Origin of the sequence: Streptomyces sp. NBC_01077 (assembly GCF_045162855.1) — a bacterium.
In the GTDB taxonomy this organism is placed as follows: domain Bacteria; phylum Actinomycetota; class Actinomycetes; order Streptomycetales; family Streptomycetaceae; genus Streptomyces.
On sequence record NZ_CP108669.1, the window covers coordinates 3,470,679 to 3,482,038 of the forward strand.

The 11,360-nt window shown below is 70.3% G+C and carries 11 protein-coding genes, 3 tRNA genes and 1 pseudogene; 10 read left to right on the forward strand and 5 right to left on the reverse strand.

Annotation, left to right across the window (positions count from 1 at the left end; genetic code table 11):
* Positions 1-28 precede the first annotated feature (28 nt).
* The gene (locus OG462_RS15520; protein ID WP_406058025.1) at positions 29-610 is read right to left on the reverse strand and encodes a potassium channel family protein; all 582 of its coding nucleotides are present in this window, start codon (positions 608-610) and stop codon (positions 29-31) included.
* Between the two features lie 249 nt (positions 611-859).
* Between OG462_RS15520 and OG462_RS15525 the strand changes: the two genes are divergently transcribed.
* The 4 genes from OG462_RS15525 (at position 860) to OG462_RS15540 (ending at position 3,873) form a co-directional block, all read left to right on the forward strand.
* Positions 860-1,282, forward strand: a complete 423-nt coding sequence (locus OG462_RS15525; protein ID WP_406058026.1) for an SHOCT domain-containing protein — start codon at positions 860-862, stop codon at positions 1,280-1,282.
* A gap of 21 nt (positions 1,283-1,303) precedes the next feature.
* Positions 1,304-1,990, forward strand: a complete 687-nt coding sequence (locus OG462_RS15530) for a GAP family protein (protein ID WP_406058027.1) — start codon at positions 1,304-1,306, stop codon at positions 1,988-1,990.
* Positions 1,991-2,099: 109 nt separating this feature from the next.
* Positions 2,100-2,474: an amphi-Trp domain-containing protein gene (locus tag OG462_RS15535; protein ID WP_406058028.1), complete on the forward strand. Its 375-nt coding sequence runs from the start codon at positions 2,100-2,102 to the stop codon at positions 2,472-2,474.
* A 22-nt stretch (positions 2,475-2,496) separates the two neighbouring features.
* The gene (locus OG462_RS15540) at positions 2,497-3,873 is read left to right on the forward strand and encodes a chloride channel protein (RefSeq protein WP_406058029.1); all 1,377 of its coding nucleotides are present in this window, start codon (positions 2,497-2,499) and stop codon (positions 3,871-3,873) included.
* Positions 3,874-4,635: 762 nt separating this feature from the next.
* On the opposite strand, the gene OG462_RS15545 is transcribed toward OG462_RS15540, so the two are convergent.
* Complete coding sequence (locus OG462_RS15545; protein ID WP_406058030.1) at positions 4,636-6,120, reverse strand: ice-binding family protein; 1,485 nt, start codon at positions 6,118-6,120, stop codon at positions 4,636-4,638.
* 673 nt (positions 6,121-6,793) lie between these two features.
* Here OG462_RS15545 and OG462_RS15550 point away from each other — a divergent pair.
* The 4 genes and pseudogenes from OG462_RS15550 to OG462_RS15565 form a co-directional block, all read left to right on the forward strand.
* Positions 6,794-7,258 (forward strand): annotated as a pseudogene (locus OG462_RS15550) (IS5 family transposase); the annotation flags it as partial.
* A gap of 103 nt (positions 7,259-7,361) precedes the next feature.
* On the forward strand, positions 7,362-7,580 hold the full coding sequence (locus OG462_RS15555; RefSeq protein ID WP_406058031.1) for a hypothetical protein: 219 nt from the start codon (positions 7,362-7,364) through the stop codon (positions 7,578-7,580).
* A gap of 20 nt (positions 7,581-7,600) precedes the next feature.
* Positions 7,601-7,909 (forward strand): hypothetical protein, encoded by a 309-nt coding sequence (locus OG462_RS15560; RefSeq protein ID WP_406058032.1) that lies wholly within the window; start codon positions 7,601-7,603, stop codon positions 7,907-7,909.
* A gap of 343 nt (positions 7,910-8,252) precedes the next feature.
* Complete coding sequence (locus tag OG462_RS15565; RefSeq protein WP_406058033.1) at positions 8,253-8,864, forward strand: tyrosine-type recombinase/integrase; 612 nt, start codon at positions 8,253-8,255, stop codon at positions 8,862-8,864.
* Between the two features lie 111 nt (positions 8,865-8,975).
* Here the strand turns inward: OG462_RS15565 and OG462_RS15570 are convergent.
* The 3 genes from OG462_RS15570 to OG462_RS15580 form a co-directional block, all read right to left on the reverse strand.
* Positions 8,976-9,052 (reverse strand) — tRNA-Ile (locus tag OG462_RS15570).
* A 166-nt stretch (positions 9,053-9,218) separates the two neighbouring features.
* Positions 9,219-9,291 (reverse strand) — tRNA-Asn (locus OG462_RS15575).
* 5 nt (positions 9,292-9,296) lie between these two features.
* A tRNA-Asn gene (locus OG462_RS15580) sits at positions 9,297-9,369 on the reverse strand.
* A gap of 170 nt (positions 9,370-9,539) precedes the next feature.
* On the opposite strand from OG462_RS15580, the gene OG462_RS15585 reads away from it, so the two are divergent.
* Together OG462_RS15585 and OG462_RS15590 are read left to right on the forward strand one after the other, a co-directional pair.
* Entirely contained in the window at positions 9,540-9,851 is a 312-nt protein-coding gene (locus OG462_RS15585) for a YtxH domain-containing protein (RefSeq protein ID WP_406058034.1), read from the forward strand.
* A 30-nt stretch (positions 9,852-9,881) separates the two neighbouring features.
* Complete coding sequence (locus OG462_RS15590; RefSeq protein ID WP_406058035.1) at positions 9,882-11,321, forward strand: FGGY family carbohydrate kinase; 1,440 nt, start codon at positions 9,882-9,884, stop codon at positions 11,319-11,321.
* The last annotated feature ends 39 nt before the right edge of the window (positions 11,322-11,360 follow it).

An 11,360-nucleotide genomic window follows, 5' to 3' on the forward strand; every position in this document is an offset into this window, starting at 1 on the left:
CGGGAAGGCGGGCGGGCCGCCCACCGGGTCACCGCCCGGTGGGCGGCCCGCCGTGCTCGTCGCCCGTCCGCCCGCCGTGCTCGTCGCCCGTCCCCCCGAGGCCCCGCAGACGTCGGCCCTCCTGGACCGCCCCCAGCAGGAAGCGGGCCGCCACGCCGATCAGCAGGAAGTTGGCCGTCATCTGTCCCGTGGTCAGCAGCCGGGCGAGTTCGCTGCGCGGGGCGATGTCGCCGAAGCCGACCGTGCTGAACACGGTCATCGTGAAGTAGAGGGCGTCGGTCCGGGACATCGCCTCGGTGAAACTCCCGGGCGCACTGCGCTCCAGCAGGTAGTAGGTGGCGGAGAACAGCAGCACGAAGAACGGAAGCGCCGTCGCCACCCCCACGATGGCCCGGAGCCCCGGGCGCGCGGAACGCATGACCGTGTGCACCTGCCAGGCGAGGAGCAGCGCCACGAGTACGACACCGACGACGAGCCACACCACGGTGCCCACGGTGAAGGCCGAGTCCAACGGCAGCAGGTAGTAGGCGGCCAGAACGGCTGTCAGCGTCAGGATCGAACGCACCGCGGTGAGCACGGCCGACCGGCGGATCGTCGGATTCCCGTCCACGTCTGTTTCCCCGCTTCCCTCTCGGTCGCACGGAACGCCGAGACCGTGCGACGCCCCTGCGCCACGCCCCTGCCAGAGGGCGGCCACTATCCCAGGCGATCCCGGCACGGTGCGGCAGGCGCACCCGTGGGTCACCGGTTCGGAGTGCGGGCCGCTCGGCCGCGGCGCACGCTGGAAGCAGTTCGTCTCGCCGGACCGCGGCCCCCGAACAGGCGGCCGCGGGCCGTCACGACCGGCAGGAGATCGACCATGAAGGATTCGATGGTGAACCTGGCAGTGGACTACCCGCTGCTGAACATGTTCTGGACCATTCTGATGATCTTCATCTGGGTCCTCTGGTTCATGCTGCTCTTCCGCATCATCGGCGACATCTTCCGCGACGATGAGCTGGGCGGCTGGGGCAAGGCGGGGTGGAGCGCCCTCGTGATCCTGCTGCCCTTCCTGGGCATCTTCGTCTACCTGATCGCCCGCGGGCGCGGCATGGGCGAACGCGAGTTGAACCGGGTCCGACAGAACGAGGAGCAGTTCCGCTCGTACGTGCGCGAGACCGCCGGAACCGACGGGACCGGCAGCCAGGCGGACGAACTGGCCCGGCTCGCCGAGCTCAAGAACAGCGGCGCGATCACGGAAGCCGAGTTCGCACAGGCCAAGGCCAAGGTCCTCGCGAGCTGACCGGGCCCGACGTACGCGCCCATGCTGCTCGACCTGCTCCTCATCGGCGCGGCCATCACGCTCTACCCCCTGCCGGCCATGGCCTTCGTGCTGGTCGTGTCCGCGCCCCGCGGGGTGTACAAGGGGCTGGCCTTCATCGTCGCCTGGCTCGCCTGCCTCGTGGCCGTGATCGCCATGGTGCTGGTCTTCACGGGCGGGCAACCGCCCGCGCCCCGCTCCCCGCCCTCGATCGCGGCGCTCGCGGCCACGCTGGTCATCGGCGTGAGCCTGATCGTCTACAGCGAGCACAGGCGCCGCCGAAGCCGCCGCACCGTTGCTCCCTCCGCATCCGCCGAGGGAGCGGAGCGGCCCGGGGGCTCCGGGCGGTCGCTGACGTCCCGGATGGACCAGGCGACCGGATGGTCCGCGGCGGGACTCGCCGTTCTCCTGCAGCCGTGGGGAATGGTCAGCGCCGCGGCCGCCACCGTCGTGAAGGCCGACCTCTCCCACGTCGAGTCCTTTCTGGCTCTCCTCGGCTTCTGTGTCCTGGCCACCTCCAGCCTGCTGACCATGGAGCTGTACATGGTGTTCGCGCCCGAGAAGGCCCAGCTCAACCTGACGGGCCTGCGCACCTGGCTGACACGTCACAAGGACCCGGCGATCGTCCTCATCTGCCTCTTGCTCGGACTGTGGCTCGTCGGCAGGAGCCTGTACCAGCTCACGGGATGAGTCGCCGCCCCGGACCGGCCGTTCCGCGCAGGGCCATGAGGATGTCGGATCCGGCACCCGGCATCAGAATGGGCGATATCCACTCTTTCTACCGGATCGGAAACGGCCCATGAAGGATCTCAAGTTTGAGCAGAAGCGCTCGATGTCCCGTCTTGAGGCGGCTGATCAGCTCGCGGCGCTCGCGGCGGCGCTGAGGCAGGGCGGGGACGTCGAGCTGGAATTCGGCCTCGGGACGCTGAGCCTGCACATTCCCGACGACCTCCGCAGCGAGGTGGAGGTCGAGGTCGGCAGCGGGGAGGTCGAGCTGGAGATCGAGTTCAAGTGGCCGACCGCACCGGCCCGGAGAGCGCCGAAGGCGGCGGCGGACGCGGCGAAGCCCGCGCGGAGGCGGAAGAGCGCGCCCGCCAAGCCCACGCGGAGCAGCACCGGCGCCGGCGCCAAGAAGGGTACGAGCGCCAAGCCGTCCGCCGCGAAGAAGTCCTGAGCGGTCGGGCGGAAGGCCTCCCATGACGGAGACCGGCGCCGACCCGGCAGACCCCGCAGACCCCGTCGGCCGGGCAGACCCCGCCGCCCCCGCCGGCCCCGGCAGTGGACAGCAGCCCGAGGAGGCCGACCGGCTGCGCGACCTCCTCCTCGCCCCCGGCTACCTCAAGGTCCTCGCCTTCTCCGCCGTCATCGGCGTCCCGGTCTCGCTCGTCGCGTTCTGGTTTCTCGTCGGACTTCACGAACTCGAACACCTCGTGTGGGCGGACCTGCCGCACGGGCTGGGCTGGGACGCCCCGCCGTGGTGGTGGCCGCTTCCCCTGCTCCTGGTCGCCGGAGTCGTCGTCGGGCTGGTCGCCGCGCGTCTGCCCGGTGGCGGCGGGCACGTCCCCGCGTCCGGCCTCCACACCGGCGGGACCCCGCCGGTCATGCTGCCGGGCATCCTGCTCGCCGCGGCCGCGAGCCTGCCCCTCGGTGCCGTTCTGGGACCGGAGGCACCGCTGATCGCGCTGGGCGGCGGCCTGGCCCTGCTCTTCCGTGACCTCACCCGGGCTCCGGCGACCCCGCAGACCACCGCGCTGCTGGGCGCGGCCGGCGCCGCGGCCGCCGTCGCGGCGATCTTCGGCAACCCGCTGATCGCCGCGGTGCTCCTGATCGAGGTGGCGGGGGCCGGCGGGCCGCAGTTGTTCGCGGTCATGCTTCCCGCCCTGCTCTCCAGCGGCGTCGGGGCGCTGGTCTTCACCGGCTTCGGACACTGGACCGGACTGCAGACGGGCAGCCTCAGCCTCGAACTGCCCATGCCGTTCCCCCGTCTGGACGCGGGGGCCGTGCTCTGGACGATTCCCCTCGCCCTGGCCGTCGCCGTCCTCCTGCACCCGGTACTGACGTTCGCCCGGCGCGTCGCCGCCTTCGTCTCGGCGGGAGTGGTCGGCCGCACCGTCGTGTGCGCCGTGGCAGCGGCGGGCTGCGCGGCCCTCTACGCCCTGGTCACCGGCCGTACCCCCGCGGACGTCGCCCTGTCGGGCCAGGCCACCCTGGGCCGGCTGGCCGCCGACCCGCACGCCTGGGGCGTGGGGGCGCTGCTCGCCGTCCTGCTCTTCAAGGGGATCGCCTACGCCCTCTGCCTGGGCAGCCTGCGCGGTGGCCTCGTCTTCCCCGCCCTCTTCCTCGGGGCCACCGCGGGGGTCCTGCTGGCCCCCCTGCCCGGCCTGGGCCTCGTACCGGCCATGGCGGCGGGGATGGCGGCCGCCACGGCCAGCACCCTGCGGCTGCCGGTCAGCAGTGCGGTCCTCGTCGCCCTCCTGCTGGGCGGCTCCGCGATGATGCCGGTCGTGATCCTCGCGACGGTGATCGCCTTCGTCACGACGGAGCTGCTGCCGGAGCGCACGTCATCCGAGTGACGGAGTGACGCGGCGGCACGACTCAGCCCTGACCGTGACTCCCCGGCTCGGCGAGCCGTCCGGGTGACCCCCGGCGTGTCGTTGCCGTGAGGCGCGTCACGGGCTGTGCACCGTGGTGCGGAAGAGAGAGCCCCGTACACGGAAGAGCCCATGGCCACAGGGAAAAACCTTCCTGCGACCACGGGCAGTGGTGGGGCGGGTGGGACTCGAACCCACGGCCGACGGATTATGAGTCCTTTGGGGATCTTGGCGGCCCTTGGTTTTTGATGCCCAGGATTGACGTATTGCCTGGTCAAGCAGGGTGAAGTCGTCACCCTCTTCCCTACCCTTGGCAGTCCTTTCCTGTCCCTGTGTCCAAACGCCGTCCACACCCTGTCCCATCCGGGGCTACTCGGCGGGCCGCCCGAGCGTCGCGCCAGCTCAGCAAACGGCTTTGGACTCGCGCGCGACGGATTCACATTCCAACGCGCAGAGGCTCCGCCCCCGTGCTGGGGGCGGAGCCTCATGGCCGTTTCGTCGGCCCTACGTCTGCCCTCAGGTTATCGGGCTCGACCTCCTACACACCAAGAGGAGCTGCACGTTCTCCGACCGAGGCCTCTTGGGGCTCGCGGTGTAGACGATGAACCCTCCGCCGGGGGTGATGGCGATCTCTGAAATTGGCCAGGCGTGCTCGTCGCCCCACTCGGTCGGGATCCATGAGCAGGATCTGGAAGCGCCACGCACGCAGGGGTGCAATGTGCCGCCACCCGCGAACGCGGGGACCTAATACCAGCGCGGCCGCGGAGGCAGCCATGCTGCCGGTCCCGCATGGCGGGGAAGCGCGTGGCCCAGAGCATCGTCAAGGCTGCCCGGCAGGAAGTCGGCCCCCCACGGGGGCTTGCCCTGGTCGTGGTCGTCGTGCCCCTGACCCTGCTCGCCCTCGTCGTGACCGTGACCCTGCTCGCCCTCGTCGTGACCGTGCCCCTGCTCGCCCTCGTCGCCCTCGTGGTGGCCGTGGTCGTGATCAGGCTTTGCGGGTCCGGCGGGTCCGGCGGGTCCAGCAGGCCCCGTGGGTCCGACGGGTCCTGCGGGTCCCGCAGGGCCGGCAGAACCGGTGGGTCCGGGTGCACCGTCGGGGCCGGGTGCACCGTCGGGTCCGGGTGCACCGTCGGGGCCGGGTGCTCCGTCGGGTCCGGGTGCACCGGTCGGCCCAGGTGCTCCGGTGCTGCCGTCGGGTCCGGGTGCACCGGTCGGCCCAGGTGCTCCGGTGCTGCCGTCGGGTCCGGGTGCACCGGTCGGCCCAGGTGCTCCGGTGCTGCCGTCGGGTCCGGGTGCACCGGTCGGCCCAGGTGCTCCGGTGCTGCCGTCGGGTCCAGGTGCACCGGTCGGGCCGGGGCTGCCAGTGGGTCCGGGTGCGCCCGTCGGGCCGGGGCTACCAGTGGGTCCGGGTGCACCCGTCGGGCCAGGCGATCCCGTCGGGCCGGGAGGTCCAGGCGGGCCGACGGCGCAGGCCGGCCTCGTAATGGTGTTGTTGTCCATCGTGACCGCGGCCTCACGCGCCAGGGCGCGGCCTTCGATCACGGCGCTGTTGTTCAGCGTGATGGACTGCATGGCCAGGATGGTGCCCTTGAACTGGGTGGTCGTGCCGAGGGTGGCGGAGCTGCCCACCTGCCAGAACACGTTGCAGGCATTTGCTCCGTTGATGAATTCCACGGAACTCGACGAAGCCGTGATCAGGGTCGAGGGGGTCCGGAAGATGAAGACGGAGTTGGGGTCGTTCTGGCCGTCGAGGGTGACCGTCCCGGTGAGTTTCAGGGACGCCGGGTCCGCCGGGGCCGTGTAGACGCCGGGCGCCAGCGTCCGTCCGCCGAGCTCGTCCGAATCGAGAATGGTCCCGGGTCCCCGGCCTGCCGCGTCGTCGTAGGCGACGATGAGGTCGGACTTCGCCTGACCGGCGGCGGCGTTGGGGAATACGCGTCGCACTCCGTTGATGATGCCGGGCGGGAAGCCGGTCACGTCTGTGCCCGGATAGAGCCCCAGGTCGCCGTTGATGACGGTGGGGTTCGTGTTGGTGACCGTCGAACCGGCCAGGACCCCGTAACTGGCGGTGGTCCCCAGCAACACGGCGGATTCTGCGGCATAGGCGTGGGTCGGGACCAGGGCGGCCGCCAGGAACGATGCGGGGAGCAGGGCGAAGGCTCCCCGTTTGAGCAGATTGCGTTGCAGGCTAGAGACGGGTGGAGCCCACCGGGTGACATCCAATGCCATGGCAGAACCTTTCTTGTCGCTGGTCTGGGCCGCCGGCCTGCTGCCTGTGCCGACTCGCAGGCTCACCCCGGGCAGGGGACGCAGATCTGCCCCTGCCGGAGGTGGTGATGGGGCGTCACGTGGGAGCATTCCCGCATGTTTCACAGCAATAGACTGAAAATCAGATAAATCCTCTGCATGGGTGACGTGGCGTGAGGAAGTGAATCCGTCGTACGTCTGCGCGTATTTGTTGCGCCGTCCAAACGGTGTCACGAGCCCATCTGGCCCACTGGTGGTGTGAGCGCCGACCGTAGGAGAGGTGATCCGCATCGCGTGTCGCCCCTCCGTGGGGGTCACGTCCCTTGTCGTGGTGCAGCCGATCACGGCCCGCCGCCTCTGGTCCGACGGCTACCCGATGCCTCCGTGGCTTTCCGCAGGAACCAACGGCAGCGCGCCGACGCCTCCTCCAGGAGCGACTCGTCGCACGCCGCCGCGCTCCTGCAGACCCGGGCCCGGCACCTGCTCCACCGAGGCATCAGTCCGGGGTCCGCGTCACCCCACGAAATCGCCGGTGACGGTGCCGCTCTTTGAGGAGGCCTCGCAGGCCCGGGGGGATTCAAGACATCCGTCACCGGCGTGAAGCGGCTCGAGCCCTTGCACGAACGACTTTGAACCTCCTACAGCTCGGATTAGGGGGGCTCACACCGGACCTTCGCCGGTCGACCGGGCACGGCCGGGCAGCAAGCACCATCTGATCGTCGACCGGCACGGCACACCGCTCGCCGTCTCGCTGACCGGCGGAAACCGGCACGACGTCACCCAGCTCATTCCACTCCTGAACGCGATCCCGACCATCCGCGGGCTGGTCGGCCGGCCCCGTAGCCGCCCCCGACGCGTGTTCGCCGACCGCGGCTACGAGTTCGACAAGTACCGCCGCATCCTCCGGGCCCGCGGCATCACACCCAAGATCGCCCGTCGAGGTGTTCCGCACGGCTCAGGACTGGGCAAGACCCGCTGGGTCGTCGAGCGGACGTTCGCCTGGCTCCACCTGTTCAAACGTCTCCGCATCCGCTACGAGATACGCGCCGCCCTCCACCTCGCTCTCCTCCAACTCGCATGCAGCATCATCTGCTTGAGACGACTTCGAACCTCATTCTGAAACGATCAGTTAGGCGTGTTGGGAGCCGGAGAGCGTCGGCGAGAGGAACTCCCCCTACTGGGTGTCAGCGTTGGGCAGGATGGGAACTCGATGCCCTGCTGACGTGCGCAAATGGTTGGACCGGGCGAAGACCGGCGGCGAGCCCCGGTCGACCGAGAACTCTCTCCTTCTGGAGGAGCTCAGGGACCACCTGGCGGCCACTGACACGGACCCAGCGTGGCGCGGGCTCGCCGCGCACGAAGTGTTCGGTCTGCGTGTGTACACGTATACCGGCAACATGGAGATCATGACCGCGCTGGCGGCGGTCTCGGGGCGACAGTGACGGCCGCGATCCTGCGGTTCTTGCAGGCGATCGCCGCGCAGGCGGGCCAGCGGTCGTTCGAAGTCGCACGCGCGACCGCACGCCGCATGATCGGCCGCGGTGCGGATCTCGCCCCCGATATTCATCGCGGTCGCACGAAGGTCTTCGTGGAAGAGACCGTCGCCGGCCTGCGCTTCATTGTGCCGCCGCGTCTGCCCGACGCGGCACTCGCCGCTCTGGCTTCGGCCGACCTCGAAGCCCTGGCCGCCCCTGACGGGAGCGGCGGCACCGTGACGATCTACTGGGACGATGCAGCGGAACGGTGGTGTCGCGACGTTGCCGCCAGTTGACGGCACAAGGGCACGCAGGGCGCTCTGGACTGTACGTCTACAAAACCAGCCCCGAAGCGGCGCCCTCGCAACGGCGACCTGTTGGCTTGCCGGGTGGCCCTCCCTCGATGACGTCCACCCGTTGCTGACTGGAAACGCACGGGCCTGAAGCCCAGCCCCGTGATGGTCTGGACCCCGGAGCAGACTGGCGAGTTTCTGGACTTCCTCGCCAACGACAGGGTGGCCGCCATGTGGCACGGGTTCATCTTCCGCGGTCCCCGCCGCGGCAAGATGTGCGCGCTGCCCTGGAGTGAGGTCAGCCTGAGCGGCTCGTGGTTCCGCATCTCCGCGCAGACCGTCGAGGTTGCCTACCGGACCTACGACGAGGCGCCGAAGCAGGACAGCGTGCGCACCATCACGCTCGACGCCCAGACCAAGGCACTGTGGATCGCCTGGCGCGAGACCCAGCAGCAGGAACGCGAGCAGTGGTCCGGAGAGAAGGCGTGGGTCGACAGCGGACGGGTCTGGACCCACGAGAACGGCGAGGCGCTTCACCCCGACTGGATCAGCCGGCGGTTCAATCGGCCTCGTCGAGCTGTCCGGCCTGCCTCCCATACGTCTGCACGACACCCGACATCTGTCCGCGACGCTGGCGCTCCTCGGGAAGGCGGACATCAAGGTCGTTCAGGAGCGGCTGGGACACAGCTCCCGCCAGATCACCTCGGACACCTACACCAGCGTCCTGCCGCAGCTTCTGACGGCCGAGGCGGAGTCCACGAGCGCGGTCGTCCCCAGGTCGAAGCAGCCCAGCCCGAATCTGGTGGAGGAGAAGGGGAGCGTCAGCCGCAGCAAGGCCAAGAAGCCTGAGCCGGGTCGCGACCAGTCGCCAGGGGCCGAGGACACGGCCGTAAGATCGAATGTGACGCGGGACACGGCTGCTGGTGGGCCGAACGAGGGAACCGAACGCGCCGCGTGACCCGCGTCCAAACTTTGTCCAAGCAGATGTGATTTCCTGCTATGGACGGGCCGCCAAGGCCTTCCGCACTTACGTCCGACCGCCAAACGTGCTGGTCAGAACGTTTTTCTTTGGTGGGGCGGGTGGGACTCGAACCCACGGCCGACGGATTATGAGTCCGCTGCTCTAACCGGCTGAGCTACCGCCCCGAACGGTGAGGCGCGTACATGTGTGCGCGCCGTCTGCCGCAGCATAGCCGCTCATACGATCTCCTGCTCCGGAAGATCGGCTCTGCTCGACCATGAAGACCGCACCGCGCTCCGCATGGTTCCCCGAGACGCGAAAAAGGACCCCGAAGGGTCCTTTTCCGTTCCGCTCCCCCGACTGGACTCGAACCAGTAACCCTCCGGTTAACAGCCGAATGCTCTGCCAATTGAGCTACAGGGGATCGCGCTCCCCCGACTGGACTCGAACCAGTAACCTGCCGGTTAACAGCCGGCTGCTCTGCCAATTGAGCTACAGGGGATTGCTGCGTTGCACCGAACGTACCCACTCCGGATGCTCCGGGCGGGCGGTTGCTCGCTGCGACACATACATTAGCGCAAGCAGGGGGGTGCTCCGCCAATCGGTATCGCCGTGGGCACCACCTGGGCACCAGCGATGCATCAGGGAAGCTCTCCAGGGAAGGTGGTGGCCATGCGGTACAAGCTGACGTTCGTCGTGGGACTCGCCCTCGGTTACGTGGTCGGCACGCGGGCCGGACGCGAGCGCTACGAGCAGATGAAGAAGTCCGCGAAGGAGTTCACGCGGAACCCGGCCGTGCGCAACGCCGCCGAGTCCGCCGCCCAGACCGGGCGGCAGGTCGCGGGCAAGGCCGCGCACGTCGTGGGCGACAAAGTGGGCGACCGGTTGCCGTCCTCGGTGACCGACCGGTTCCAGGCGCTGCGCGGGCACGGCGGGGCCAATGGGAAGGTCCAGGACGACGACTGGGGCACCAGCAACACCTGAACCGGCCCGCGTGCGGCAGAATCAAGTGTCATGGGGATAGTCGCCGGACTCGACAGCTCAGCGGAGTTCACACGCATCGTCGTCTGTGACACGGACACGGGTGCCGTACTGCGGCAGGGATACGCCCCTCACCCGGGCGAACCCAAGGCCGTCGACGTCGACCCGCAGACCTGGCTGCTCTCGCTCGGGGAGGCCGCCACCGGCGGACTCCTGGAGGGCGTGCAGGCCATCGGTGTGTCCGCGCAGCAGCACGGACTCGTACCGCTCGACGCGCAGGGCGGCCTGGTGCGGCCCGCGCTCGTCCGCAACGACAAGCGGGCCCAGGTCGCCGCCGCCGACCTCGTCGAATCGCTCGGCGGCCGCCAGGCCTGGGCCGAGGCCGTCGGCTCCGTGCCCGGCGCCGGACAGCCGGTCGCCAAGCTGCGCTGGCTGGCCCGGACCGAACCCGAGCACGCCCGCCGGGTCGCGATGGTCCTCCAGCCGCACGACTGGCTGGTCTGGCAGCTCCTCGGCCGGCCCGCCCGGCGCACCACCGACCGCGGCGCCGCCTCCGGCACCGGCTACTGGTCGGCCCGCACCGGCACGTACCGCCCCGACCTGGTGGAGCTGGCCCTCGGCCACCAGGCCGTCCTGCCCGAGGTCCTCGGCCCGGCCGACGCGGCCGGCACCACGCCCGAGGGGCTCCTCATCTCCGCCGGTACGGGCGAGACGATGGCCGCCGCACTCGGCCTCGGGCTCGGCCACGGCGACGCCGTGGTCTCGCTCGGCGCCTCCGGCTCCGTGATGGCCGTCCATCACGAGGCCCTCGCCGACCCCAGCGGCATGATCACCTCGTTCGCCGACGCCACCGGCATGCACCTGCCCGTCGTCCACACCTCCAACGCGGTACGGGCGCTGCGCGGCACCGCCGAGATGCTGGGCGTCGACTCCCTCGAAGAGCTGTCCGCACTGGCCCTGAAGTCGACGCCGGGCGCCTCCGGACTCGTCCTGCTGCCCTATCTGGAGGGCGAGCGGACCCCGAACCTGCCGCACAGCGCGGGCACGCTCAGCGGGCTGCGGCGCGAGTCGATGAAGCCCGAGCATCTGGCCCGGGCGGCGTTCGAGGGGATGCTCTGCGCGCTCACCGACGCCATGGACGTGCTGCGCGGGCGGGGCGTAGAGGTGCGGCGGGTCTTCCTGCTCGGCGCGGCGGCCGCCCTTCCGGCGGTGCAGGCGCTCGCGCCCGCGCTGTTCGGCGCACAGGTCGTCGTCCCCCAGCCGGCCGATTACGCGGCGCTCGGTGCGGCCCGGCAGGCCGCCTGGGCCCTCGGGGTGGCGCGGGGCACGCTGTCGCCGTCCACTCCCCCGGCCTGGCAGGGCGCGGCCGCGCAGATCCTGGAGCCGGGCGAGGACCTGCCCGCAGGCCAGGCGGTGCGGCAGCAGTACGTGGCGACGCGGGACCAGCTCCACCCGGGTGCGTTCGGTTCGTAAAGTCTTCCCCAGGCCTCGCCCCGCACCCCAAAACCGAGT